A 22,963-nucleotide genomic window follows, 5' to 3' on the forward strand; every position below is an offset into this window, starting at 1 on the left:
TCGGCTTCTGCTAGACTTCGCCCCTTTTTTCAGGAGCCGCCGTCCATGGACCCGCGCAGTGAAGTGTTGCTTCGTCAGGCTGATCTGTTCACCGGCCCGCTGTTGCTCGCCGGGTTACCCGCCGACAGCCTGCTGGGCAGTTTTCCACAGGCCCGGGGCTGGAGCTGGCACGCCGGCGACCAGGCGCTGCTGAACGCCCGTTTCGCCGGGCGCAGCGATTTCGGCGTGGCCGTTCCGGATGTGGCGTTCGACGGCGCCGTGCTGTTCCTGCCCAAGTCCCGCGACCTGGCCAACTACCTGCTCAACGCCCTGGCCTCGCGCCTGGGCGGCCGCGAACTGTATCTGGTCGGGGAAAAGCGCGGCGGCATCGAGGCCGCGGCGAAGCAACTGCATGCATTCGGCAAGCCGCGCAAGCTGGACAGCGCGCGGCACTGCCAGCTGTGGCAGGTCAGCGTGGACAACCCGCCGGCGGCGCAGTCGCTCGATAGCCTCGCGCTGCGTTTCGATCTGCCGCTGGCCGATGGCCCGCTGCACATCGTCAGCCTGCCGGGGGTGTTCAGCCATGGCCGTCTGGACCGCGGTAGCGCGCTGTTGCTGGAGCATCTGGACGGGCTGCCGTGCGGTCATGTCCTGGATTTCGGCTGCGGCGCCGGTGTGCTCGGGGCCACCGTCAAGCGGCGTTATCCACAGAGCCGGGTGACCCTGCTCGACGTCGATGCCTTCGCCGTGGCCAGCAGCCGCCTGACCCTGGCCGCCAATGGTCTGGAGGGCGAAGTGATCGCCGCCGATGGCATCGACTCCGCACCTCGCGGACTCGACGTCATTCTGAGTAACCCGCCGTTCCACAGCGGTGTCCACACCAACTACCAGGCGTCGGAGAACCTGCTGAAAAAATCCGCCGATCACCTGGAAAAAGGCGGCGAAATGCGCTTGGTGGCGAACAGTTTCCTGCGCTATCAACCGCTGATCGAAGCTGCCCTGGGCAACTGCGAAGTGCGTGCCCAGGCCGATGGCTTCAAGATCTACCGGGCCCTGCGCGGTTGAAAGACGGCACTTGCGCAAACGAATCCGTGTAGGCAGAATCCGCTCCGTCCTAGGGGAGTAGTCTCCCGCGAGCGCCCTGCTCGCCCGGTGCGACGTCAACATACTTGGTCCACAGACCATGGCGCGCACGACCCACGGTCCGCATCAGACGGATCCAGGGTTTGACAAGACCTATGACACGCACACCTTACCCGGGGCGGGAAGGCTGTACGTGTCATAGCCGTGTCGACCCGCCCCCGTAGGAATCCTGATGCTGGAATCGCTGCTCGTTCCCACCGCAATCGTTGCCCTCGCCGAAATCGGCGACAAGACACAGCTGCTTGCCCTCATTCTCGCCGCGCGCTTCCGCAAACCGTGGCCGATCATCGCCGGCATCGTCGCCGCCACCCTGGCCAACCATGCCGCCGCGGGTGCCGTGGGGGCATGGGTCGGCAGTTTCTTCAGCGACACCGTGCTGCACTGGATCCTCGCCGCGAGCTTCCTCGCCACGGCCGCGTGGACCCTGATCCCGGACAAGATGGATGACGACGAAGCCGGCAGCGTGCGCCGCTTCGGGCCGTTCGTGACCACGCTGATCGCCTTCTTCCTCGCCGAGATCGGCGACAAGACCCAGGTCGCCACGGTGATGCTGGCGGCGCAGTACCCGCACCTGATCATGGTGATCATCGGCACCACCCTGGGCATGCTGATCGCCAACGTACCGGTGGTGCTGGCCGGCAACTTCGCCGCCGAGAAACTGCCGCTGACCCTGATTCGTCGCCTGGCGGCGAGTGCGTTCGTGGTGCTGGCGATCATCGCGGTGTATGCGGCGATGCAGGCCAGTGGGTGGGTGGGCCGAACTTGAATGCTATCCGTGTAGGAGCTGGCTTGCCTGCGAAGGACCGCACAGCGGTCCCGGCTCCTGATCTACGGTCTCCTCCTGGCTGCAGATTGGGAACCGGGACCGCTGCGCGGTCCTTCGCAGGCAAGCCAGCTCCTACAGAGAGATGTAGCCAGACCGCTACTTCCTGGCCTTCTCGTACAGCGGCATGACCTTCGGAATCGCCGCCTGCAACGAGGCGATCCGGCTGTCCGAGGCCGGGTGGGTACTCATGAATTCCGGCTGCGAGCTACCGCCCGAGGCCTTGGCCATCTTGTTCCACAGGGTGATCGCGGCGTTCGGGTTGTAGCCGGCGCGGGCCGCCAGCTCCAGGCCGATCAGGTCGGCTTCGTTCTCGTTGCTGCGGCTGTTGGGCAGGGTCAGGCTGTACTGGACCACGGTATCGGCCAGTTGCAGGCTGTCTTCACCCAGGCCCAGCAGGGCCCCGGCACCGGAACGGGCCATCTGGATGCCATAGGCCTTGGACATCGCCTCACGGCCATGCTCGCGCAGGGCGTGGGCGATTTCATGGCCCATCACCGCGGCGATCTCGTCATCGGTCAGCTGCAGCTTGTCGATCAGGCCGCTGTAGAAAATGATCTTGCCGCCAGGACCGCAGTTGGCGTTGAGCTCGTCGCTCTTGATCAGGTTGACTTCCCACTGCCACTGCGCCGAATCCGGGCGGAACTGCGGCGCCTGGGCGATCAGGCGATCGGCGATGGCCTGGACGCGCCGGGCATTGGCGCTGGTCTTGTCGAGCACGCCCTGGTTGGTCGCCTCCCCCAGCGTCTGCTGGTAGGACTGCGCGTACATCTGGTTGACCTGGTCGGTCGACAGCATGCTGAACATGTATTGCTTGCGCTCGACACCGACCGCTCCACCGCTGGTGGTGTTCACCGCCTGGCAACCTGCCAGCAGGAGCGAAGCGCCCAAAGCACCGACAACAACCAAATTACGCATGTAAAAACTCCCGTCTGACGTGGGCCGTATCCTAGGACGGCGCGGGGGAACGCGCCACAGCCGTAAGTAAAGATTTCTCTCTGACAGGCTAATGGTTTTTCGGTTTCACGCCGATATCACGGGGGTAAGGCGACCTTTTCCTGTGCTCGGAGCTCTCCATGAAGTTCAAGTCGATCCAGTTGTCCGTTGCCGCCCTCGCCGGGGCCATCGTGTTGAGTATCGTCGCCGCCCTGGTGCTGTACGCGGTGTTTTCCGGAGCACGAACCCAGGAACTGGTGCAGCAGCGAACACAGGAACAGTTCGACACGGTCATCGAGCAGCGCCTGACTGCCCTGGCGCAGACCCAGGCCAGCCAGATCCTGCGCCGCCTCGAGGCACCGCTGCTGGTCGCCCGTGGCGTGGCCACCACCCACGCGCAACTGGGCCTGAAGGACGAGGCCGGCAACCCGCGGCTGAAAGTCGATCGCGCGCAACTGATCACCCTGCTCAAGCAGAGCCTGGTGGACAACCCGCTGCTGCTCGGCGCCTACGTCGCCTGGGAGCCGAACGGCGTGGACCGTGACGACGCCAGCTACGTCGGCACTGCGGTGGAGGGCATCGATCCGGCCACTGGCCGCTTCCAGCCCTGGTGGTACCGCAATACCGATGGCAGCTTCGCCCTGGAAAAACTGGTCGACCTGAACAACAACACCCTGCTCTCCACCGGCGTGCGCGCCAGCGAGTACTACCTGTGCTCGAAGGAAAGCAAACGCGCCTGCACCATCGACCCCGCGCCCTACAAGGTGGGCGACAAGATGGTGATGCTCGCCTCCTTCGTCGAACCGGTGCTCATCGACGGCCAGTTCCAGGGCATCGTCGGCGTCGACCTGTCGGTGAACTTCATCCAGGACCTGCTCAAGGCCGCCGACAACCAGCTCTACAACGGTGCCGGCGAGCTGGCGCTGATCGCCAACAACGGTCGCCTGGTGGCCTACACCCGGGACGAAAGCAAGTTCGGCGAAAAGGCCAGCGATGTCCTGCCCGCCGCCGAGGCCGCCAGCCTGAAGAAGGTCACCGGCGATGCACCGGTGTATGAAGTCGACCGCGAAGCCGGTCAGATCCGTCTGTTCCTGCCCTTCCAGATCGGCGATACCGCCCAGCGCTGGACCCTGCTCCTGGACCTGCCGCTGAACGTGGTGATGGCCGCTGCGGAAAAACTGCAGAACGACCTCAGCGACCAGCGCCATGCCGACATCACCGGCATGACCCTGGTCGGCCTGGCGATCGCCGCCGGCGGCCTGCTGGTGATCTGGCTGCTGGCCCACGGCATCGCCCGGCCGCTGCGGCAGATGGTGGCGATGCTCGACGATATCGCCCAGGGCGAAGGCGACCTGACCCGCCGCCTGCACAGCGACCGCCACGACGAGCTGGGCTCCATCGCCAAGGGCTTCAACACCTTCCTCGGCAAGCTGCAGAGCATGATCAGCCAGGTGGTGAGTTCGGTGCAGAAGGTCAGCGACTCGTCGGAGCACACCGCCGATATCGCCATCCGCACCAACCAGGGTGTGCATAAACAGATGGCCGAAATCGACCTGGTCGCCACCGCGGTGCATGAAATGACCGCTACCGCCCAGGACGTGGCGCGCAATGCCACCCACGCCGCCCAGGCCGCGAGCAATGCCGACCAGGCCGCCAACCAGGGGCTGTCCATCGTCCGCGACACCTCGCAGTCCATCGCCGCCCTGGCCGACGAGATCGGCCGCGCGGTGGGCGTGGTGCAGAACCTGGCCCGCGACAGCGAGAACATCAACGCCATCCTCGTGGCGATCCGCGCCATCGCCGAGCAGACCAACCTGCTCGCGCTCAATGCCGCGATCGAGGCGGCCCGAGCTGGCGAACAGGGCCGCGGCTTCGCCGTGGTCGCCGACGAAGTGCGCAACCTGGCACAGAAGACCCAGCAGGCCACCGAAGAAATCCAGCAGATGATCCAGCAACTGCAGCAGGGCACCCGCGACGTGGTGCGGGTCATGGAAGACAGCCAGAGCAAGACCGACGTCAGCGTGCAGCAGGCGGCGCGGGCCGCCGATGCGCTGGAAAGCATCACCCGCGCGGTGTCGGTGATCAACGACATGAACACCCAGATCGCCAGCGCCGCCGAGGAGCAGAGCGCGGTGGCCGAGGACATCAACCGCAATGTGATCAACATCGGCCAGGTGGCCAATGAGGTGGCGGGCGGTGCCGATGAGTCGAGTACTGCCAGTGCCGAGCTGACCAAGCTGGCCGAGCAGCAGCGGCGGTTGATCAATCAGTTCCGGGTGTAACCCTGACTGGGGCCGCAAAGCGGCCCCAGTCAGGCCGGGGTCAGGCACTCCGGCGCATCCAGCTTCGGATCATTGACGAAATTCGCCAGCACCCGCTCGCGCAAGGCGGCGGGGGGACTGGCCAGCAGGCCGTGCAGGTCGGCCGGCGGCGTATCCGCATCGAGCCAGGCGGCCTGCCCCGCCGCATCGAGGATCAGCGGCCGACGCTGGTTCATCGCCGCCTGGGTCACCACCGCCACGCTCAGCCAGACCTGCTCCTGCACGGGATAAGCCTCCCAGATCGCGGCGAAGAACAACGACGAACCCTCCCCCGGCGTCAGCCAGTAAGGGCGCTTGCGCACGTTGCCGCGCCATTCGTAGAAACCGTTGGCCGGCAGCAGGCAGCGGCGCCTGGCGAAGGCGTCGCGGAACATCGGCTGGTCGGCCAGGGTTTCCGCGCGGGCGTGGGCCGGGGTGCGGGTCAGGTCGGTCAGCCACGGCGGGGTCAGGCCCCAGCGGGCGCGGGCCAGGGTCAGGCGCCCCTCGTCCAGGCGCTGGATCAGCACCTGGGCACCGGGCGAGATGTTCCACTGGGCCTTCTGGTCAGCGGGAAAGCCGGGCAGCGCGGCAAAGGCCGGCGACCAGCGGAAGAGAGCGTAGCGTCCACACATCAGGCGAAACCTAGCAAATCAGAACTCCGGGATAACTCTCCGGCTCATCGCCAGGAAGTGGCTGGGCGGCATTGTACGCGGCGATCAGTTGCCGTGCGTACTCGGCCTGTTCATCGGCCACGGCCAGCCCCAGCAGCCCCTGCAACGGCAACTCGCCGATCGCGCCGAGCAGATCGCGTCCCACCAGGTGCGCCTCGACGCCCTCGTTGTCGAGCATGCCGATCAGCACCTCGGCTTCCATCAGGTTTTCCGGTTCGTAGATGCGCCGCATCAATCGTCCTCGCGTTTCACATCGAGCATCCATTCGTCACCATGCACCTGCAGAATGAAGACGATCGGACGACAACAGACGGCGCAGTCCTCGATATAGGTCTGGTCGCCACCGGAGAGGTCGACCGTGGTTTCGACCCGTTCACCGCAATAGGGACAAACGTAGAACTCGCTTTCCAGCATCGCGGCCTCCGCTGTTACTTGTGCGTATAATTGCCGGTCCTGCGCCCCCGAGCCCGGTTTTGCGGCGCAGCCCTACCTTTACCCTAGCCGTTTCACAACAAGAGAGCATGATGGGCGAATTCGATGCCATCCGACCGTATGACGACGCTGAGGTCCCTGCCGTTCTGGCACGCCTGCTCAGCGATCCGGCATTCCTCGATATCCTTACCCGGTTCCGCTTTCCGCGGATGGCGACGAGCTTCGGCTGGCTGCTCAAACCGCTGATCGCCCGCCGCCTGCGCCAGGAGTTCGCCGGGGTGAAGTGCGTCGCGACCCTGCAGGACAAGGTCGAGTTCTACGTCGATCACACCATCGAGCGCGCCACCGATGGCGTCACCTATACCGGCGTCGAGCAGTTCAAGTCGGGTACCGCCTATCTGTTCCTGGCCAACCATCGCGACATCGTCATGGACCCGGCCTTCGTCAACTACGCCGTCTATCACGCCGGCCTGCCGACCCCGCGCATCGCCATCGGCGACAACCTGCTGCAGAAGCCGTTCGTCAGCGACATGATGCGCCTGAACAAGAGCTTCATCGTGCACCGCTCCATCAGCGGCCGGCGCGAGAAGCTGGCGGCCTATCAGTTGCTCTCGGCCTACATCAATCACTCGATCCGCAACGATGGCGCCTCGATCTGGATCGCCCAGGCCGAAGGCCGGGCCAAGGACGGCGACGACCGCACCGATTCGGCGATCCTCAAGATGTTCCACATGAGCCGCAAGGACGAGCCGTTTGGCGCGGTGATCCAGTCGCTGAACCTGAGTCCGGTGTCGATCAGCTACGAATACGACCCCTGCGACCAGGCCAAGGCCCGCGAGCTGTACATCCGCGCCACCACCGGCAGCTACAGCAAGGCGCCGGGCGAGGACGACCTGAGCATCGGCCTGGGCATCACCGGCTACAAGGGCCGGGTGCACATCAACTTCACCCCGCCGGTAACCGCGCAGTTCGAGGACACCAAGCAACTGGCCGCGCATATCGACAAGCAGATTCTCGGCGGCTACCGGCTGTTCCCGGTGCACTACCTGGCCTATGCGCAGTGGGCCGATGCCGATCCGCAGTTGCAGGTGCCAAAGGCCAGCGAGGTGTTCGGCGCCGAGGAGCTGGCCAAGGCCCAGGCCGAATGGCAGCGCCGGCTGGAGGCGTGCCCGGCGGAGCACCGGCCGTACCTGGTGTTGCAGTATGCGATGCCGGTGCGGAATCAGTATCGGGTCAAGGCCGGGTTGCCCCTTTGAGCTTTTTGGGGCTGCTTTGCAGCCCTTCGCGGGCAAGCCACGCTCCTACGGGATAGACACGCCCCTTGTAGGCGCTGGCTTGCCTGCGAAGCGCTCCCACCTCAGATCCAGGTACTGACCCAGGACAGCAGCAGGGCCATAGCCAGGAATGCCCCACCCAGGCTGTAGTAGAAGCGGTTGACCCGCTGCGTCAGCAGGTCGATCGCCGCCTCGCCCGCCGGCAGGCTGGCCACCGCCCGCGACGCGCGGCGGCGTGCGTTGTGCAGGAGCATGCCGCCCGGGCAGGTGAGCAGCAGGGCGAACAGATTGATCAGTTTGGCCGGGTGGCCGGCGAACAGCCCCCAGAGCATTTGCAGCGACATCGCCTTACCTCGAAAAACGGAACGTGCGCATTCTACCCAAGCCGACCGCTTTCGCCCGCCCTTTACGACCAAATGACCAACGGCAGCCCGCCGTCACACGCCGGTCATCATCACAGGCCACTCTGTCGCCCTCGCAAAGCACCGGAGCCCGTCATGCTGCACGCCGAAAACCAGGATCGCCTCTATCTGATAGCCCAGAGCGAGGAGCAGGAAGCGCTGATCGACGGTTTGGCCATCAACGTCCAGGACCGCCAGTGGCTGGTCTACTGCGCCCTGGGCGGCCATCCACACGATCATTTGCCGGAGGTCGACAGCCAGACCGGCATCAGCGTGCTCGATTTCTACGTGGACGCGGCCTGATACCTGGCCGCAGGTTTCTGTGCACCACCGGAAAAGCAAAAAGCCCGCGTCCTGAGCACAGGACGCGGGCTTTTCGTTGAGGCAGTGAAGCTTATTCGCCCAGGACCTGACCGATGGTCGGATCCTTGAACAGACGGGTCAGGGCATCGCTGAGCACGTCGCTGACCAGCTTGGTGTTGGTTTCCTGGTTCGGCGCCATGCCGAAGCGCTGGTCCAGGGATGCGCCGTAACGGCCGCTGTAGCGACGGTTGGCGTTGTTCACGTCAGCCTTGAAGGTCGCGCCGATGGTGGCTTCGGTCACGTACAGGCCTTCCTTGGGCGACTGGTACTTCAGCTCGGCCAGGGTCACGGTCAGTTGCGGTGCGTTGTAGGCATTCGGCGTCGGGGTGAAGCCGAGCAGGCGCACCGCGGCTTCGGCCTGGGCCTGCAGCTTGGGCAGGACATCGTTGCCAGTGACGGTGATGGCACTGGTTTCCGGGTACAGACCGCCGCGGGTACCGAGGGTCTGGGTGCCACGTCCATCGACCACCCGCACCACCACCGGCTGGCCATGGCCAACGGGCGCAAGCTGGGCGGTGAGTTTCGGTTGCGGGCTGAGTTGTTGCGGACTATGGGCGCAACCCGCCAGGGTCAGGCTGGTCACAGCGATCAAACCGAACAACAAACGTTGCAACATGCTCATCTCTCCTGGAATAGCGGCAAAGGCTGCCAGTATACCCAGCGCGCCATGCGCCAGTCATCGGCCTCTCCCTGCATGGGACAGCACTTTCACCTGGCGGATTCCCGGCTGTCATACGGGTTTCATCATCGCCCCCGTATCCTTGCGCCAGATCCCAACAGGTACCTCGCCATGTCCAGCTTCTGGTCCCTCTTCAAGCGCCAGCCACAACGCCACTTCGCCCGCCTCGACAGCCAGGGGCTGTGCCAGGCCCTCAAGTGCTGCGAGCAGCCGCCCGCCGGGGCCGGCTGGGTCGAAGTCAGCGAGTCCGGCCTGCACTGGCTGAACCGTCCGTTGCCCGCCAGCGCCCGGGTCGTGCCGCAGCACCGCGGCAATCTGCTGCAACGTGCCCTCGCTGCCTGACCGGTCAGCAAGAAAAGTCATTAATAAAGGCCATTTCTGCCCGCGACATCGTTATAATCTGCCCCCGATTATAAGGACGTCTCCTGATCGGGCCCCGCAGCACCGCCAATGTCATGCATCGGCATCCCCCCAAACGCCCACAGAGAGCCGTTCACACAGGTCTTGCGAAGCCGGTGTGCCCGCTTTTTTTCGGCCCCCACGCTCTGCCTGAACCTGCCGAGCCTGCCCTGCACGGCTCCTTTTTGAGGTTCACGTCTCCAAAAGAGCGTGAAAAAACGGGTTTTCACAACTTCACGAGAGTGTGGCGAGCATGAACAGTCTGGTATGTGCAAAAGCATCATCAGTGTCCCGAACAGCCCCGATCAGCCGGTATCAGTCTTCATCCGCGGTGGATGACTGAAGCCGGTGCACAGCGCACGACGGGCGCCTCGACCATAAGTCGAATTGCCGCGCCGGCCCTCGAATGCGTTCATATGCAACGTCGAGAGCCCGGTTGGCGGTGTCCGTGAACGTTGGAAAAACTGTGAAGTAGCGGATATGGCGATCCCGCGTGACCGGGATCCTATGCTGTCAATTAGGTGCTGAAGATTTTGGAGATGCGTTAAATGGCGCAGAACGAAACAGTCGATGTGGTACTGGTAGGGGCGGGCATCATGAGTGCCACCCTGGCCGTGCTGCTCAAGGAACTCGATCCGGCGATCAAGCTGGAAGTCGTCGAGTTGATGGATTCGGGTGCCGCGGAAAGTTCCAATCCGTGGAACAACGCGGGTACCGGCCATGCCGGGCTGTGTGAACTGAACTACACGCCTCAGGCTGCCGACGGCAGCATCGACATCAAGAAAGCGGTGCACATCAACACCCAGTTCGAGGTATCCCGGCAGTTCTGGGCCTACCTGAGCAAGAAAGGCGCGTTCAGCTCGCCACGGGCGTTCATCAACCCCGTGCCGCACCTGAGCTACGTCGAGGGTGAGAAAGGCATTGCCTTCCTCAAGAAGCGCTACGAGCTGCTCAAGCAGCATCACGCCTTCGCCGAAATGGAATACACCGAAGACCAGTCGGTGATGAAGGAATGGATGCCGCTGATGATGCCGGGCCGCCCGGCAGACCAGAAGATCGCCGCGACCCGCGTGATCAAGGGCACCGACGTCAACTTCGGCGCACTGACCAACAAGCTGCTCAAGCATCTGGGCAATAGCGCCGACGCTCAGGTCAAGTACTCCAAGAGGGTCACCGGCCTGCGCCGTAACGGCAGCGGCTGGACCGTCAGCATCAAGGACGTCAACAGCGGCGGCAGCCGTGACGTCGACGCCCGCTTCGTCTTCCTCGGCGCCGGTGGCGCGGCCCTGCCGCTGCTGCAGCAGTCGGGCATTCCGGAAAGCAAGGGCTTCGGCGGCTTCCCGGTGAGCGGCCAGTGGCTGCGTTGCGACAACCCGGAAATCGTCAAGCAGCACCAGGCCAAGGTCTACAGCCAGGCCGCGGTGGGCGCGCCGCCGATGTCGGTGCCGCACCTCGACACCCGCGTCGTCGACGGCAAGAAATCCCTGCTGTTCGGGCCATACGCCGGCTTCACCACCAAGTTCCTCAAGCACGGTTCGTTCCTCGACCTGCCGCTGTCGGTGCGCATGGGCAACATCGGCCCGATGCTGGCCGTGGCCCGCGACAACATGGACCTGACCAAGTACCTGGTCAGCGAAGTGATGCAGTCGATGGAGCAGCGCCTGGAATCCCTGCGGCGCTTCTACCCCGAGGCGAAAGCCGAGGACTGGCGCCTGGAAGTGGCTGGCCAGCGCGTGCAGATCATCAAGAAGGATCCGAAGAAAGGCGGCATCCTGCAGTTCGGTACCGAACTGGTCGCCGCGCAGGACGGTTCGCTGGCCGCCCTGCTGGGCGCCTCGCCAGGTGCGTCGGTGACCGTGTCGATCATGCTGGAACTGATCGAACGCTGCTTCGCCGACAAGGCCAAGGGCGAGTGGGCCGCCAAGCTCAAGGAAATCTTCCCCGCGCGGGAAAAAGTCCTGGCCGCCGATGCCGACCTGTACCACAAGGTCGCGGCGTTCAACGACGAGGCCCTGGGCCTGGTCGAGAACAGTCCGGCGCCAAGCTACGCCTGAGTTGCAGCCACAAAAAACGCCCTTCGGGGCGTTTTTTTATGGCTGGACCTCCGCAGGAGCTGGCTTGTCGTGTGACGAACCACTGCGGTCCCAGATATCGCCACCGATGAGGACCGCTGCGCGGTCCTTTCGCGGGCAAGCCACGCTCCTACCGAGAAACGCGCAGCAGATAGATCAGCCCCGCGCCTTCTCGATGATCTCGATGTAATCCGGCGCATTGCGCTGGTCGGCGATCACCTCGGCGAAGGTCTTGCCGTGCTCGTCCTTGCCGTCCAGGTCGTAGCCGGCCGCGACGAAGAAGCCGACGAAGCGCTCGAAGTCGTCGATGCGCAAACCGCGGTAGCCCTTGATCAGCTTGTGGTGCGACGGCGAGGTCAGGCCATCGGCCGGCTCGAAAATGAGGAACGATTTGACGTAGTCGTCGCTGATTTCGTCGCCAATCACCTGCTTCTTGTCTTTACGCATTACCGACTCCAACTGAACCATCAAGGACATTTTCCACGGGCCGGCAGTGTACCCCCCGGTGGGCCCGCCACTCAACGCGCGCGAAGGGTTCCGGTGTGCACATCGGCCCAGATATGCCCGTTGGGGTAGCTGAGGAACTGCACATAGACGGTGTCGTTGCGCAGCAGGTCGAGGATCACCTGGTACTGCGCCGGCGGATAGTTCAGGGTCAGGGTGCGGCTTTCGCTGTCGTAGACCGGCTTGCGCAGGCTCTTGCCCTCGCCGTCGAAGCTGATCAGCACCTGGCTGATGGTCGCGCCCTGGCTCAACGGCTTGCCCTTCAGGCGCATGACCTGGGACGAGGTGATCGGCAGCGGCTGCTGATTGGACTGGCGCTGGTTGCCGACCACCACCGAATAACTGGTGACCTGCAGCAATTGCTGGGCTTCGGGGCTTTCCTGACGCACCGCCTGTTCATCCGGCGGCAGGAACTGGCTGTGCATCGGCGCGGCAGCCAAGGGGAGGCTGATGAACAGGAGAAGCGGGAGAATCGCACGCATGACAGGCTCCTTGTAGGCGGCCTGGCACTCTAGCATGCGGCAAGGGCCCGGAGCGTCGCGCCAGGGCCCCGGGAACGATCAATCGAACTGCGCGCGCATCCAGGCCTGGTAGGCGGCCACTTCCGGCTCGCCTTCCTTCGGCGCCCAGGTCGCCATGTCGCCCTCGCCCACCGGACGGTACGGCCCGGCCTTGCATTCGAACATCACGCTGTCACGCTCCAGCACCACCAGGCCATGGAAGGTGCCAGGCGGCAGGTCGACGCCCAGGCAATCGCCACCGGCCTGCATCACGCGCTTGTCGATGACCTGGCCGGCCTCGTCGAAGATCAGCAGGCCCAGCGTGCCCTTGAGCACGATCAGGGTTTCCGCCTTGTCCAGGGCCTGATGGCGATGGGGCGGGATATAGGTTTCCGGCTGCAGGCCAACGGCCATGCGATGGCAGGGGTCGTCCATCTCGTGGAAATTGTGATGCTGGCGCCCGCGCGGGCTCTGCGCGGCCTTTTGCGCCATGTCGGTGAACAGCGACTGATCCAGGTAAGACGACTTGCTCATGCTTCAGAGTCCTTTGACGGCGTAGATACCATTGGCGTTGCGCCAGTAGCCTTTGTAATCCATCCCGTAGCCGAACACATAGCGGTCGACGCAGCTCAGGCCGGTGAAATCGGCCTTCAGCCCGGCGCTGGCCTTGCGATCGTGGTCCTTGTCGACCAGTACGGCGGTGTACACGGCGCGGGCGCCGGCGTGACGGCAGAAATCGACGATGGCACTGAGGGTGTGCCCCTCGTCGAGGATGTCGTCGATGATCAGCACGTCGCGATCGATGAACGAGACTTCCGGCTTGGCCTTCCAGAACAGGTCGCCGCCGGTGGTCTGGTTGCGGTAGCGGGTCGCATGCAGGTAGGAGGCTTCCAGCGGGAACTGCAGCTGGGTCAGCAGCTTGCCGGCGAAGATCAGGCCGCCGTTCATCACACAGAAGACCACCGGGTTGCTCTCGGCGAGCTTTTCACTGATCTGCGCGCCGACACGGACGATCGCCGCCTCGACATCGGCTTCGCTGTGCAGGCAGTCGGCTTCTCGCATGACTTGACGGATGTGCTCGAGATCAGCGGACATGTTGCTCTCCAAGTGGTCAGGATTTGGAAAAGCGGGCAAAGGTACGCATCCACACGCACCAGATCAAGCATTTCTGGACTAACGTCCAGTGTGCCTACAGGACACGCGCGATCGAATAGATTAATCTAGCGCGGTTTTTTTGCCCGCATTCCGGAGCCCTCCTCTATGCCCATCCGTGAGATCCGCCATCCGCTGATCCGCCACAAGCTCGGCCTCATGCGCCGTGCCGACATCAGCACCAAGAACTTTCGCGAACTCGCCCAGGAAGTCGGCGCGCTCCTGACCTATGAAGCCACCCAGGACCTGCCACTGGAGACCTACGAGATCGATGGCTGGTGCGGCAAAGTCCAGGTCGAGAAGATCGCCGGCAAGAAGATCACCGTGGTGCCGATCCTGCGCGCCGGTATCGGCATGCTCGAGGGCGTTCTCAGCCTGATCCCGGGGGCCAAGGTCAGCGCCGTCGGCGTCGCGCGCAACGAGGAAACCCTCGAAGCGCACACCTACCTGGAAAAGCTCGCGCCGGAGATCGACCAGCGCCTGGCCCTGATCATCGACCCGATGCTGGCCACCGGCGGCTCCATGGTCGCCACCATCGACCTGCTCAAGCGCGCCGGCTGCAAGGACATCCGCGCCATGGTCCTGGTCGCCGCGCCCGAAGGCATCGCAGTGGTGGAGAAAGCCCATCCGGACGTGCAGCTGTACACCGCCTCGATCGACCAGCGCCTGAACGAAGACGGTTACATCATCCCCGGCCTGGGCGATGCCGGTGACAAGATCTTCGGCACCAAGCAGAAGGACGCCTGAACATGCGGGACGAGTTCAACGACCCGCTCTGGCGTCAGGTCGTCTCCGGCGCGCAGATGCTCTTCGTGGCCTTCGGCGCCCTGGTGCTGATGCCGCTGATCACCGGCCTGGACCCCAACGTCGCGCTGTTCACCGCGGGCCTGGGGACCCTGCTGTTCCAGCTCGTCACCGGCCGTCAGGTACCGGTGTTCCTGGCCTCCAGCTTCGCCTTCATCACTCCGATCATCCTCGCCAAGGGCCAGTTCGGCCTGGCCGAGACCATGGGCGGGGTGATGGCCGCGGGCTTCGTCTACACCTTCCTGGGCCTGGCGGTGAAGATCAAGGGCACCGGATTCATCGACCGCCTGCTGCCGCCGGTGGTGATCGGCCCGGTGATCATTTCCATCGGCCTGGCCATGGCGCCGATCGCCGCCAACATGGCGATGGGCAAGGCCGGTGACGGCACGGTCCTGCTGCCGTACAGCACGGCGATGATGATCTCCATGCCGGCGCTGCTGACCACGCTGATCGTCGCCGTGTTCGGCAAGGGCATCTTCCGCCTGGTGCCGATCATCGCCGGCGTGCTGGTGGGCTTCGCCCTGTCGTTCGCCTTCGGCGTGGTCGACGTGGCCAAGATCGCCGCGGCGCCCTGGCTGGAACTGCCGAAGTTCACCGCCCCGGCCTTCAACTGGCAGGCCATCCTGTTCATCGTCCCGGTGGCCCTGGCCCCGGCGATCGAGCATATCGGCGGGGTGATCGCGGTGGGCAGCGTGACCGGTCGCGACTACCTGAAGACCCCGGGCCTGCACCGTACCCTGCTCGGTGACGGCATCGCCACCACCACCGCCGGCCTGTTCGGCGGCCCGCCCAACACCACCTACGCCGAAGTCACCGGCGCGGTGATGCTGACCAAGAACTACAACCCGAAGATCATGACCTGGGCAGCGGTGTTCGCCATCGCCCTGGCCTTCATCGGCAAGTTCGGCGCGCTGCTGCAGAGCATTCCGGTACCGGTGATGGGCGGCATTCTCTGCCTGCTGTTCGGCTCGATCGCCGCGGTGGGCATGAACACCATGATCCGTCACAAGATCGACCTCAGCGAAGCGCGCAACCTGGTGATCGTCTCGGTGACCCTGGTGTTCGGCATCGGTGGCGTACTGGTGGGCAGCGGCGACGGCCCGGATGACTGGGGCCTGAAAGGCATCGCCCTGTGCGCGGTGGTGGCGATCGCCCTGAACCTGCTGCTGCCGGGCAACGATGGCTGGAAGAACAAAGTGATGGACGATCATCTGCCGTGAGCGGAATCATCCTCGCGTGAATGACGAAGGGGCTGCACATGCAGCCCCTTCGTTTTTTCAGGCCCGCTCGCAGAGCGTGATCAGGGCCTCGACCCACTGTGGGTGGTCGTTCAGGCATGGCACCAGGGTCAGTTCCTCGCCGCCCGCCTCGATGAACTGCTCGCGGCCACGGTCGCCGATTTCCTCCAGGGTCTCGATGCAGTCGGCAACGAACGCCGGGCACATCACCAGCAGCTTCTTCGCCCCGGCCCTGGCCAGTTCGTCCAGGCGCGCCTCGGTGTAGGGCTCGATCCACTTGGCCTTGCCCAGGCGCGACTGGAACGAGACCGACCACTTGCCGTCAGGCAGGCCCATCTGTTTCGCGAAGGCCTGGGCCGTGCGCAGGCACTGGCCGCGGTAGCAGACCGCGAGCATCTCCTGCGAGGCGTCGCGGCAGCAGTCGGCGTCCTGGAAGTTGTGCGTACCGGTGGGATCGAGCTTCTTCAGGTGGCGCTCCGGCAGGCCGTGGAAGCTCAGCAGCAGATGGTCGAAATCCTGTTCCAGATAAGGCCTGGCGCTGGCGACCAGGGCATCGATGTATTCCGGCTGGTCATAGAAAGGACGCAATACCTTCATCTCCAGCGCCAGCTTGTGCTCGGCGATGGTCGCCCTGGCCAGCTCCACCACCGTGGTCACGGTGCTGTCGGCGAACTGTGGATAAAGCGGCGCCAGGGTCACCTTGCGTACCCCCTGGGCAGCCAGGCGCTGCAAGACCGAAGGCAGCGCCGGCTCGCCGTAGCGCATGGCGATTTCCACCGGGCCGTGGGGCCAGTGCGGCCGCATGGCCTCCTGCAGACGCCGGGTCAGCACCACCAGCGGCGAACCCTCCGGCCACCAGATCGAGGCGTAGGCATGGGCAGACTGCTCCGGGCGCTTGATCAGGATCAGCGACACCAGCAGACGCCGCACCGGCCAGGGCAGATCGATGACACAGGGATCCATCAGGAACTGATTGAGGTAACGGCGCACGTCAGCCACGGACGTGGACGCCGGCGACCCCAGGTTGACCAGCAGCAGAGCATGATCGGTCATGCAACATCCTTTTCAGAGGCGCGGGGACAAGTCGTCCAGCGCCGATTGCACATCGTTGAAACGGAAGGTGAACCCCGCCGCCAGCGCCCTCACCGGGCGGGCGCGCTGGCCACCGAGCAGCAGCGTCGACAGCTCGCCCAGGCCGACCTTGAGCAGCGGTGCCGGCAGCGGCAGGAATGCCGGGCGATGCAGGGCGCGACCCAGACGCCGGGCGAACTCGCGATTGCGCACCGGCTCCGGAGCGCAGGCATTATAAGGACCGCTGGCGTCATCGCGCTGCAAGAGAAAATCGATCAGGGCGATTTCGTCGTCGATATGAATCCACGGCATCCACTGCCGACCATCGCCCAGAGGCCCGCCCAGCCCGAGTTTGAACGGCAGGCGCAGGCGCGACAAAAAGCCGCCCTGCGCCGACAGGACCAGGCCGGTACGCACCAGCACCACGCGAATGCCCAGGGCTTCGGCGCGCAGCGCGGTTTCTTCCCAGGCAATGCACAACTGGCTGGCGAAATCCTCCTTCACCGGTCGCGAGGCCTCGGTCAGCTCGCGCTCGCCGCCGTCGCCGTACCAGCCCACCGCGGAGCCGGAAACCAGCACCGCCGGGCGTTGCTCGCGCTGCTCCAGCCAGGCCAGCAGGTGTTCGGTCAGGGTGATCCGGCTGCCCCAGAGCAGGGCCCGGCGTGACGCACTCCACGGACGATCGGCAATCGGCGCACCGGCGAGATTGACCAGCGCATCCAGCGGAGCGTCGCCGTATTCGTGCAATTCGGCGATCCCGCGAACTCCGGCGCCGCAGCGCTTTCCAACCTGCTCGGGGTGCCGGCTCCACACCGTCAGGTGGTGCCCCTGGTCGAGCCACAGACGACACAGTTGCTGCCCAATCAGGCCGGTACCGCCGGTCAGCAATATATTCATGGCCGTGTCCTCTCTAGTGCGTGGGCTGGTCTATTTTTAAGAGCAAGGCACTTTTTTGACCGTTCGCTCTGGGATAAACATTAGGCCAACCTGTCGTAACGAGCCGATCAATCTTATACAGAACATCAGAGTTGTACAGGTTTGTCGACAGCCAAGGCTGTCTGTACCTCACACAGGTTCGAAGAGGCCATCATGACTGTACCTATCGCGATCATCGGTGCCGGCATCGCCGGACTCTCCGCAGCACAGGCATTGCAGAAAGCAGGCTTGACCGTCCACCTGTTCGACAAGGGTCACGGCAGCGGCGGCCGCATGGCCAGCAAGCGCAGCGAAGTCGGTGCTCTCGATCTCGGCGCGCAGTACTTCACCGCCCGCGACCGGCGCTTCGTCGAGCAGGTCCAGCACTGGCAGGAAAGAGGCTGGGTCGCGGAGTGGAAACCGCAGCTGTACAACTACCGCGACGGCCAGCTGACCCCCTCGCCGGATGAGCAGGTGCGCTGGGTCGGCGTGCCGCGCATGAGCGCCATCACCCGCGGCCTGCTCAAGGATGTCACGGTGAACTTCAGTTGCCGCATCAGCGAGGTGTTCCGCGGCAAGCAGTACTGGCATCTGCAGGACACCGAAGGCTGCAGCCACGGCCCGTTCAGCCGGGTCATCGTCGCCGTGCCGGCGCCCCAGGCCACGCCACTGCTGGCCGCCACGCCGAAACTCGCCGCCGCCGCCGCCGGCGTGCAGATGGAGCCGACCTGGGCCGTCGCCCTCGGCTTCGACACCCCGCTCGACACGCCCATGCAGGGCTGCTTCGTGCAGGACTGCGCCCTCGACTGGCTGGCGCGCAACCGCAGCAAACCGGGGCGCGAGGAACACCTCGACACCTGGGTCCTGCATGCTTCCTCGGCCTGGAGCAAGCAGCACATCGACCTGCAGAAGGAAACCGTGATCGAACAGTTGCTCGGCGACTTCGCCGAACTGGTCGGCTGCGCCGTCTCGGCACCGAGCTTCAGCCTGGCCCATCGCTGGCTGTACGCGCGCCCCGCCGGCAATCATGAATGGGGCGTCCTCGCCGACGCCGACCAGGGCCTCTACGCCTGCGGCGACTGGTGCCTGTCGGGCCGGGTCGAAGGCGCCTGGCTCAGCGGCCAGGAAGCGGCACGGCGACTGATCGAACACCTGGAGTAAACCCTGCGGGCCACGCAACCTCTACAGGGATATTGACTTGTACAACGCCCGGCCTATGCTGTGTGACGTTGTACATGTTTTTATCTTTGTACAAGAAAGGTCGCCCCGTCATGCCCGACACCAAGCCCAAGATCGCCATCAGCGCCTGCCTGGCAGGTGAGGAAGTCCGCTTCAATGGCGGCCACAAGCAGTCGCGCCTGTGCACCGAGGTCCTGGCGGAGCATTTCGAACTGGTGCCGGTCTGTCCGGAGGTGGCGATCGGCCTGGGCACGCCACGGGCAGCGATTCACCTGAGCGGCGATCCCGAGCATCCCCGCGCGACCGGCAGCCGCGATCCTTCCCTCGATGTGTCCGATGCCCTGCGTGACTACGCGGACCACACCGCTGCGCACCTGGACGATATCTGCGGCTACATCTTCATGCAGAAGTCGCCGTCCTGCGGGCTGGAGCGCATCAAGGTCTACCAGGCCAACGGCTACCCGGCCCGGGAGCGCGCCAGCGGGCTGTATGCCGCGCGGTTCTGCGAACTGCGTCCGGACCTGCCGGTGGAAGAAGAAGGCCGCCTGTGCGACCCGGTGCTGCGGGAAAACTTCGTCACCCGGGTACTGGCCCATGCCGACTGGCAGCGCCTGCGCGCCGAAGGCCTGAGCCGGCATGCGCTGATCGCCTTTCACTCGCGCTACAAATACCAGTTGATGGCACATAACCCCGAGCAGTACCGGGTCCTCGGCAAGCTGCTCGGCAGCATGACCCGCCAGGACGATGCCGACGCGCTCGGCGCCCGCTACTTCAGCCAGTTGATGGCCGCCCTGCGCCGCTGCGCCAGCCGCGGTACCCACGGCAATGTGCTGATGCACCTGAGCGGCTACCTGCGGCCTGTCCTCGGCCCGCAGGACAAACAGGAAATCCGCCACCTGATCGACCAGTACATGGCTGGCGTGGTGCCGCTTGTCGTGCCGCTGACCCTGCTCAAACACCATCTGCGTCACCACCCCGATCCCTATCTGCTGGGTCAGGTCTACCTGCAACCCCATCCGGAAAACCTGAGCCTGCGCAATGCCATCTGAGCCCCTGCTGCCGATCCGCGAAATCGCCCGGCTGACCGGGGTCAATCCGGTGACCCTGCGCGCCTGGGAACGGCGCTACGGCCTGGTGGTGCCACAACGCACCAGCAAAGGCCACCGGCTGTACAGCCAGGAACAGGTACAACGGATCCAGACGATCCTGTCCTGGCTCAACCGTGGCGTCGCGGTCAGCCAGGTCCTGCCGCTGCTGGACCATGAGCAGGCGGCGGCGCAGCCCACCCCGGGCGACGACTGGCAGGCGCAGCGCGCAACGCTCACCGACTGCATCGCCCATCTCGCCGAGCGCCGCCTCGACCAGCAGTTCAACCAGGCAATGGCGCTGTACCCGGCGTTCACCCTCTGCGAACACTTGCTGCTGCCGCTGCTCGGCCACCTGGAAACCCGCTGGCAGGTGCATCCCTGCGCCAACGTAGAGCAGGCATTTTTCCAGAGCTGGCTGCGCAGCAAGCTGGGGCTGCGGGTGTATCACAACAACCGCCAGTTGAACGGCGCGCCGGTGCTGCTGATCAGCGCCGACACCCACCCCGTCGACCCCGCCCTGTGGCTGTGCGCCTGGCTGGTCAGTGACGCCGGCTACCCGGTCGAGGTCTTCGACCTGCCCCTGCAGGGCCGCGACCTGGCCCTGGCGGTCGAACGACTGCACGCCCGCGCCCTGCTGCTCAGCATCAACAGTGCGGCCGACAGCGAACGCCTGCAGCGCAGCCTCACCCTGATCGAAGTGCCGAAACTCCTGTTCGGCGCCGCGGTCACTCTCCATAGGCAAGCCGCGCGCCCCGACGCCGAGTGCTACCTGCTCGATTCGCCGTTGGCCGCACTGCGCTGTCTGCAAGGACTTGGCGCACTTGCCCCGAACACCTCCGCCCCCGGAAACCCAGCATGCAACTGATCTGGCTGCGCAGCGACCTGCGTATTCACGACAACACCGCGCTGGCCGCCGCCTGCGAGCGCGGCCCGACCCTGGCCCTGTGGCTGACCAGCCCCGGCCAATGGCAAGAACATGACGACGCGCCCTGCAAGGTCGACTTCTGGCTGCGCAACCTGCGCCACCTGAAGGACGCCCTGGCGCACTACGGCATCCCCCTGCTGATTCGCCACGCCGAGCACTGGAAGAGCGCGCCGCGGGTGATCCACCAGGTCTGCCGCGAGCATGGCGTGCAGGACGTGCATGTGAACGAGGAATACGGGATCAACGAGGAGCGCCGCGACCGTGAGGTCGCCGACCTGCTGGCGCGTCACGACATCCGCCTGCACGCCCATCTCGACCAGTTGCTGTTCCGGCCCGGCACGGTGCTGACCCGCAGCGGCGACTATTTCAAGGTCTTCACCCAATTCCGCAAGGTCTGCTACCAGCGTCTGCACCATGCTATTCCGGCCCTGCACAAGCTGCCGAAAAAGCAGGAACCGACCGGTATCGCCAGCGACGAGATCCCCACGGCGATAGCGGGTTTTCCCGCGCCGCCGGAGGCGCTGCGCGAGTACTGGCCGGCCGGTGAGGAGCCTGCGCGTGAACGCTTGAAAGAGTTCGTCGCCGAGGCGATGGCCAACTATCCTGAACAGCGCGATGTGCCGAGCATCGACGGCACCAGCCAATTGTCGCCGTACCTGGCGGCCGGGGTGATCTCGGTACGGCAGTGCCTGCATGCGGCGCTGGCGAACAACCAGGGGGAGTTCGAAAGCGGCAATCCCGGCGCGGTGAGCTGGATCAACGAGCTGCTCTGGCGCGAGTTCTACAAGCATGTGCTGAGCGGCTACCCGCGGGTGTCGCGGCATCGGGCCTTCCGTCCCGCCACCGAGGCGGTGAAATGGCGCGATGCCCCCGAAGACCTGGCGGCCTGGCAGGAAGGTCGCACCGGCGTGCCGATCGTCGATGCCGCCATGCGCCAGCTGCTCGCCACCGGCTGGATGCACAACCGCTTGCGCATGGTCGTGGCGATGTTCCTCAGCAAGAACCTGCTGATCGACTGGCGCAAAGGTGAAACATTCTTCATGCGTCACCTGATCGATGGAGACCTGGCGGCAAACAATGGTGGCTGGCAGTGGAGCGCCTCCACCGGGACCGACTCCGTACCCTATTTCCGGGTATTCAACCCCGTGAGTCAGTCCGAGCGCTTCGACAAAAAGGGACGCTTCCTGCGACACTGGTTACCGGAACTGAGAGACTTGGATGACAAGGATGTTCACAGCCCCGGCGGCCTGTTTGCGGTAAAGGGTTATCCACAACCCATCGTCGACCTGGCCATGAGTCGCCAGAGGGCGATAGACGCATTCAGGCAGCTCCCAAAAGCACAAGAAGTAGAGCCAGACCGTGAATACTGAGCATCCAAAACGAATCTGGGTCACCGGCGCCGGAGACGGCCTCGGTCATGCATTGGCCTTGCACCTGCTCACCCTCGGTCACCAGGTGGCGGTCAGCGGCCGAGCCCCGCTCGAACCCCTGCCCGACCCGTTGGCCGGACAGTGCCTGATCCTCGACGGCGACCTCAGCGACAGTGCCCATGCCGAGCGCATGACCCAGTGCATCCAGGAACAATGGGGCGCGCTGGACACCCTGATCCTCAATGCAGGCACCTGCGATTACCTCGACGACCAGGCGCAAGGCACAGCGATGCTGGAAGCCTTGATCGCCAGCAACCTGGCCGCCAGCCGCAACGGCCTCGAGAGCGCCCTGCCGCTGCTGGTGGCCGGACAGAACGCCCATGTGGTGGGGATCCTGAGCAGCCTCACGGCGCTGCAGCAGCACGAAAGCAGCCAGTGGCCGAGCGCCCAGAACAGCCTGGGGCAGTGGTTCAGCGAAGCGCGCAGTCGGCTGTCGCCGATGGAGATCGATCTGACCCTGGTCGCGCCGCAGACCCTGAAGAAGCCGATCACCCAAAGCATTGCCCTGCCCCAGCAATGGACGGCCGAGAGTGCTGCCCTGGCGATCATCGACCGCTTGCCGCTGCGCATGCCGGAGATGGTCCTGGAAGCCTTGTCGGTCAGCAGCCTGTGGCCATTGCGGCGCTGACCGCCGGCGACCGCGCAAAAGAAAACCCCGCCATCCGGCGGGGTTTTCGTTCATGCC

General features: G+C 64.9%; 26 protein-coding genes and 1 pseudogene. 15 read left to right on the forward strand and 12 right to left on the reverse strand.

Annotated features, from left to right (window positions below; all coding sequences use genetic code 11):
- Positions 1–45 precede the first annotated feature (45 nt).
- Together RTI28_RS04940 and RTI28_RS04945 are read left to right on the forward strand one after the other, a co-directional pair.
- Positions 46–1,044: a class I SAM-dependent methyltransferase gene (locus RTI28_RS04940; protein WP_316919396.1), complete on the forward strand. Its 999-nt coding sequence runs from the start codon at positions 46–48 to the stop codon at positions 1,042–1,044.
- Positions 1,045–1,297: 253 nt separating this feature from the next.
- Positions 1,298–1,888: a TMEM165/GDT1 family protein gene (locus RTI28_RS04945; RefSeq protein ID WP_316919616.1), complete on the forward strand. Its 591-nt coding sequence runs from the start codon at positions 1,298–1,300 to the stop codon at positions 1,886–1,888.
- Positions 1,889–2,044: 156 nt separating this feature from the next.
- Here RTI28_RS04945 and RTI28_RS04950 read toward each other — a convergent pair whose 3' ends face one another.
- Positions 2,045–2,863 carry a M48 family metallopeptidase gene (locus RTI28_RS04950; protein ID WP_316919397.1) on the reverse strand — a complete coding sequence of 273 codons (819 nt, stop codon included), beginning with the start codon at positions 2,861–2,863 and terminating at the stop codon, positions 2,045–2,047.
- A 1,241-nt stretch (positions 2,864–4,104) separates the two neighbouring features.
- On the opposite strand from RTI28_RS04950, the pseudogene RTI28_RS30240 reads away from it, so the two are divergent.
- Both RTI28_RS30240 and RTI28_RS30245 read left to right on the forward strand, forming a co-directional pair.
- Positions 4,105–4,305 (forward strand): annotated as a pseudogene (locus tag RTI28_RS30240) (HAMP domain-containing protein); the annotation flags it as partial.
- A 114-nt stretch (positions 4,306–4,419) separates the two neighbouring features.
- Positions 4,420–5,163: a methyl-accepting chemotaxis protein gene (locus RTI28_RS30245; protein WP_410478958.1), complete on the forward strand. Its 744-nt coding sequence runs from the start codon at positions 4,420–4,422 to the stop codon at positions 5,161–5,163.
- A gap of 29 nt (positions 5,164–5,192) precedes the next feature.
- On the opposite strand, the gene RTI28_RS04960 is transcribed toward RTI28_RS30245, so the two are convergent.
- The 3 genes from RTI28_RS04960 to RTI28_RS04970 are packed head-to-tail and all read right to left on the reverse strand — an operon-like array spanning position 5,193 to position 6,266.
- A complete protein-coding gene (locus RTI28_RS04960; RefSeq protein WP_316919399.1) occupies positions 5,193–5,813 on the reverse strand; it encodes an SOS response-associated peptidase in 621 nt (206 codons plus the stop codon).
- 10 nt (positions 5,814–5,823) lie between these two features.
- A complete protein-coding gene (locus RTI28_RS04965) occupies positions 5,824–6,084 on the reverse strand; it encodes a putative signal transducing protein (RefSeq protein WP_316919400.1) in 261 nt (86 codons plus the stop codon).
- Positions 6,084–6,266, reverse strand: a complete 183-nt coding sequence (locus RTI28_RS04970) for a CPXCG motif-containing cysteine-rich protein (protein WP_316919401.1) — start codon at positions 6,264–6,266, stop codon at positions 6,084–6,086. Before RTI28_RS04970 ends, RTI28_RS04965 begins: the two co-directional genes overlap by 1 nt.
- A gap of 107 nt (positions 6,267–6,373) precedes the next feature.
- Here RTI28_RS04970 and RTI28_RS04975 point away from each other — a divergent pair, with 107 nt between their 5' ends.
- Positions 6,374–7,540, forward strand: a complete 1,167-nt coding sequence (locus RTI28_RS04975; protein WP_316919402.1) for a 1-acyl-sn-glycerol-3-phosphate acyltransferase — start codon at positions 6,374–6,376, stop codon at positions 7,538–7,540.
- 101 nt (positions 7,541–7,641) lie between these two features.
- Here RTI28_RS04975 and RTI28_RS04980 read toward each other — a convergent pair whose 3' ends face one another.
- A complete protein-coding gene (locus tag RTI28_RS04980) occupies positions 7,642–7,902 on the reverse strand; it encodes a hypothetical protein (protein WP_042127094.1) in 261 nt (86 codons plus the stop codon).
- 153 nt (positions 7,903–8,055) lie between these two features.
- Here RTI28_RS04980 and RTI28_RS04985 point away from each other — a divergent pair, with 153 nt between their 5' ends.
- A complete protein-coding gene (locus RTI28_RS04985; RefSeq protein WP_316919403.1) occupies positions 8,056–8,262 on the forward strand; it encodes a hypothetical protein in 207 nt (68 codons plus the stop codon).
- Positions 8,263–8,353: 91 nt separating this feature from the next.
- Here RTI28_RS04985 and RTI28_RS04990 read toward each other — a convergent pair whose 3' ends face one another.
- The gene (locus RTI28_RS04990; protein ID WP_316919404.1) at positions 8,354–8,938 is read right to left on the reverse strand and encodes a YajG family lipoprotein; all 585 of its coding nucleotides are present in this window, start codon (positions 8,936–8,938) and stop codon (positions 8,354–8,356) included.
- Positions 8,939–9,112: 174 nt separating this feature from the next.
- Here RTI28_RS04990 and RTI28_RS04995 point away from each other — a divergent pair, with 174 nt between their 5' ends.
- Both RTI28_RS04995 and mqo read left to right on the forward strand, forming a co-directional pair.
- Positions 9,113–9,343 (forward strand): hypothetical protein, encoded by a 231-nt coding sequence (locus RTI28_RS04995; protein ID WP_316919405.1) that lies wholly within the window; start codon positions 9,113–9,115, stop codon positions 9,341–9,343.
- A gap of 605 nt (positions 9,344–9,948) precedes the next feature.
- A complete protein-coding gene (gene mqo, locus RTI28_RS05000) occupies positions 9,949–11,454 on the forward strand; it encodes a malate dehydrogenase (quinone) (RefSeq protein ID WP_316919406.1) in 1,506 nt (501 codons plus the stop codon).
- Positions 11,455–11,628: 174 nt separating this feature from the next.
- Here the strand turns inward: mqo and RTI28_RS05005 are convergent, their stop codons facing one another.
- The 4 genes from RTI28_RS05005 to RTI28_RS05020 all read right to left on the reverse strand — a co-directional run bounded on the left by RTI28_RS05005 (position 11,629) and on the right by RTI28_RS05020 (position 13,571).
- Positions 11,629–11,919 (reverse strand): PA4642 family protein, encoded by a 291-nt coding sequence (locus tag RTI28_RS05005; RefSeq protein WP_316919407.1) that lies wholly within the window; start codon positions 11,917–11,919, stop codon positions 11,629–11,631.
- A gap of 71 nt (positions 11,920–11,990) precedes the next feature.
- Positions 11,991–12,458: a hypothetical protein gene (locus tag RTI28_RS05010; RefSeq protein ID WP_316919408.1), complete on the reverse strand. Its 468-nt coding sequence runs from the start codon at positions 12,456–12,458 to the stop codon at positions 11,991–11,993.
- Between the two features lie 78 nt (positions 12,459–12,536).
- A complete protein-coding gene (locus RTI28_RS05015; RefSeq protein ID WP_316919409.1) occupies positions 12,537–13,010 on the reverse strand; it encodes a WbuC family cupin fold metalloprotein in 474 nt (157 codons plus the stop codon).
- 3 nt (positions 13,011–13,013) lie between these two features.
- Complete coding sequence (locus RTI28_RS05020; protein ID WP_316919410.1) at positions 13,014–13,571, reverse strand: hypoxanthine-guanine phosphoribosyltransferase; 558 nt, start codon at positions 13,569–13,571, stop codon at positions 13,014–13,016.
- 165 nt (positions 13,572–13,736) lie between these two features.
- Between RTI28_RS05020 and upp the strand changes: the two genes are divergently transcribed.
- Entirely contained in the window at positions 13,737–14,375 is a 639-nt protein-coding gene (upp, locus tag RTI28_RS05025; RefSeq protein WP_316919411.1) for a uracil phosphoribosyltransferase, read from the forward strand.
- 2 nt (positions 14,376–14,377) lie between these two features.
- Positions 14,378–15,652, forward strand: coding sequence for a uracil-xanthine permease family protein (locus RTI28_RS05030; protein ID WP_316919412.1), 1,275 nt, complete (start codon positions 14,378–14,380; stop codon positions 15,650–15,652).
- A gap of 57 nt (positions 15,653–15,709) precedes the next feature.
- Here RTI28_RS05030 and hemH read toward each other — a convergent pair whose 3' ends face one another.
- Together hemH and RTI28_RS05040 are read right to left on the reverse strand one after the other, a co-directional pair.
- Positions 15,710–16,723 carry a ferrochelatase gene (gene hemH, locus RTI28_RS05035; RefSeq protein WP_316919413.1) on the reverse strand — a complete coding sequence of 338 codons (1,014 nt, stop codon included), beginning with the start codon at positions 16,721–16,723 and terminating at the stop codon, positions 15,710–15,712.
- A gap of 12 nt (positions 16,724–16,735) precedes the next feature.
- Complete coding sequence (locus RTI28_RS05040) at positions 16,736–17,638, reverse strand: TIGR01777 family oxidoreductase (RefSeq protein ID WP_316919414.1); 903 nt, start codon at positions 17,636–17,638, stop codon at positions 16,736–16,738.
- 192 nt (positions 17,639–17,830) lie between these two features.
- Here RTI28_RS05040 and RTI28_RS05045 point away from each other — a divergent pair, with 192 nt between their 5' ends.
- The 5 genes from RTI28_RS05045 (at position 17,831) to RTI28_RS05065 (ending at position 22,906) form a co-directional block, all read left to right on the forward strand.
- On the forward strand, positions 17,831–18,817 hold the full coding sequence (locus RTI28_RS05045; protein ID WP_316919415.1) for an NAD(P)/FAD-dependent oxidoreductase: 987 nt from the start codon (positions 17,831–17,833) through the stop codon (positions 18,815–18,817).
- Between the two features lie 110 nt (positions 18,818–18,927).
- Positions 18,928–19,884, forward strand: a complete 957-nt coding sequence (locus tag RTI28_RS05050) for a DUF523 and DUF1722 domain-containing protein (RefSeq protein WP_316919416.1) — start codon at positions 18,928–18,930, stop codon at positions 19,882–19,884.
- Positions 19,874–20,788, forward strand: coding sequence for a MerR family transcriptional regulator (locus RTI28_RS05055; protein WP_316919417.1), 915 nt, complete (start codon positions 19,874–19,876; stop codon positions 20,786–20,788). The genes RTI28_RS05050 and RTI28_RS05055 overlap by 11 nt, the downstream gene beginning before the upstream one ends.
- Positions 20,779–22,218 (forward strand): deoxyribodipyrimidine photo-lyase, encoded by a 1,440-nt coding sequence (gene phrB, locus RTI28_RS05060; protein WP_316919418.1) that lies wholly within the window; start codon positions 20,779–20,781, stop codon positions 22,216–22,218. The genes RTI28_RS05055 and phrB overlap by 10 nt, the downstream gene beginning before the upstream one ends.
- On the forward strand, positions 22,208–22,906 hold the full coding sequence (locus RTI28_RS05065) for an SDR family NAD(P)-dependent oxidoreductase (protein WP_316919419.1): 699 nt from the start codon (positions 22,208–22,210) through the stop codon (positions 22,904–22,906). Before phrB ends, RTI28_RS05065 begins: the two co-directional genes overlap by 11 nt.
- Positions 22,907–22,963: the final 57 nt, after the last annotated feature.

It is taken from the genome of Pseudomonas sp. zfem002 (genome assembly GCF_032621685.1).
GTDB classification, from domain to species: Bacteria; Pseudomonadota; Gammaproteobacteria; order Pseudomonadales; family Pseudomonadaceae; genus Aquipseudomonas; species Aquipseudomonas japonica.

Excerpts from the sequence above, each read along its gene's own strand:
- RTI28_RS04990 (WP_316919404.1), bottom strand. The coding sequence starts at position 8,938 with ATGTTGCAACGTTTGTTGTTCGGTTTGATCGCTGTGACCAGCCTGACC.
- RTI28_RS05020 (WP_316919410.1), bottom strand. The coding sequence starts at position 13,571 with ATGTCCGCTGATCTCGAGCACATCCGTCAAGTCATGCGAGAAGCCGAC.
- RTI28_RS04965 (WP_316919400.1), bottom strand. The coding sequence starts at position 6,084 with ATGCGGCGCATCTACGAACCGGAAAACCTGATGGAAGCCGAGGTGCTG.
- hemH (WP_316919413.1), bottom strand. The coding sequence starts at position 16,723 with ATGACCGATCATGCTCTGCTGCTGGTCAACCTGGGGTCGCCGGCGTCC.
- RTI28_RS05045 (WP_316919415.1), top strand. The coding sequence starts at position 17,831 with ATGACTGTACCTATCGCGATCATCGGTGCCGGCATCGCCGGACTCTCC.
- RTI28_RS05050 (WP_316919416.1), top strand. The coding sequence starts at position 18,928 with ATGCCCGACACCAAGCCCAAGATCGCCATCAGCGCCTGCCTGGCAGGT.
- RTI28_RS04980 (WP_042127094.1), bottom strand. The coding sequence starts at position 7,902 with ATGTCGCTGCAAATGCTCTGGGGGCTGTTCGCCGGCCACCCGGCCAAA.
- RTI28_RS30245 (WP_410478958.1), top strand. The coding sequence starts at position 4,420 with ATGGCCGAAATCGACCTGGTCGCCACCGCGGTGCATGAAATGACCGCT.
- phrB (WP_316919418.1), top strand. The coding sequence starts at position 20,779 with ATGCAACTGATCTGGCTGCGCAGCGACCTGCGTATTCACGACAACACC.
- RTI28_RS05030 (WP_316919412.1), top strand. The coding sequence starts at position 14,378 with ATGCGGGACGAGTTCAACGACCCGCTCTGGCGTCAGGTCGTCTCCGGC.
- RTI28_RS04985 (WP_316919403.1), top strand. The coding sequence starts at position 8,056 with ATGCTGCACGCCGAAAACCAGGATCGCCTCTATCTGATAGCCCAGAGC.
- RTI28_RS04995 (WP_316919405.1), top strand. The coding sequence starts at position 9,113 with ATGTCCAGCTTCTGGTCCCTCTTCAAGCGCCAGCCACAACGCCACTTC.
- RTI28_RS04970 (WP_316919401.1), bottom strand. The coding sequence starts at position 6,266 with ATGCTGGAAAGCGAGTTCTACGTTTGTCCCTATTGCGGTGAACGGGTC.
- RTI28_RS04950 (WP_316919397.1), bottom strand. The coding sequence starts at position 2,863 with ATGCGTAATTTGGTTGTTGTCGGTGCTTTGGGCGCTTCGCTCCTGCTG.
- RTI28_RS05005 (WP_316919407.1), bottom strand. The coding sequence starts at position 11,919 with ATGCGTAAAGACAAGAAGCAGGTGATTGGCGACGAAATCAGCGACGAC.
- RTI28_RS04940 (WP_316919396.1), top strand. The coding sequence starts at position 46 with ATGGACCCGCGCAGTGAAGTGTTGCTTCGTCAGGCTGATCTGTTCACC.
- mqo (WP_316919406.1), top strand. The coding sequence starts at position 9,949 with ATGGCGCAGAACGAAACAGTCGATGTGGTACTGGTAGGGGCGGGCATC.
- RTI28_RS04975 (WP_316919402.1), top strand. The coding sequence starts at position 6,374 with ATGATGGGCGAATTCGATGCCATCCGACCGTATGACGACGCTGAGGTC.
- RTI28_RS05015 (WP_316919409.1), bottom strand. The coding sequence starts at position 13,010 with ATGAGCAAGTCGTCTTACCTGGATCAGTCGCTGTTCACCGACATGGCG.
- RTI28_RS05055 (WP_316919417.1), top strand. The coding sequence starts at position 19,874 with ATGCCATCTGAGCCCCTGCTGCCGATCCGCGAAATCGCCCGGCTGACC.
- upp (WP_316919411.1), top strand. The coding sequence starts at position 13,737 with ATGCCCATCCGTGAGATCCGCCATCCGCTGATCCGCCACAAGCTCGGC.
- RTI28_RS04960 (WP_316919399.1), bottom strand. The coding sequence starts at position 5,813 with ATGTGTGGACGCTACGCTCTCTTCCGCTGGTCGCCGGCCTTTGCCGCG.
- RTI28_RS05040 (WP_316919414.1), bottom strand. The coding sequence starts at position 17,638 with ATGAATATATTGCTGACCGGCGGTACCGGCCTGATTGGGCAGCAACTG.
- RTI28_RS05010 (WP_316919408.1), bottom strand. The coding sequence starts at position 12,458 with ATGCGTGCGATTCTCCCGCTTCTCCTGTTCATCAGCCTCCCCTTGGCT.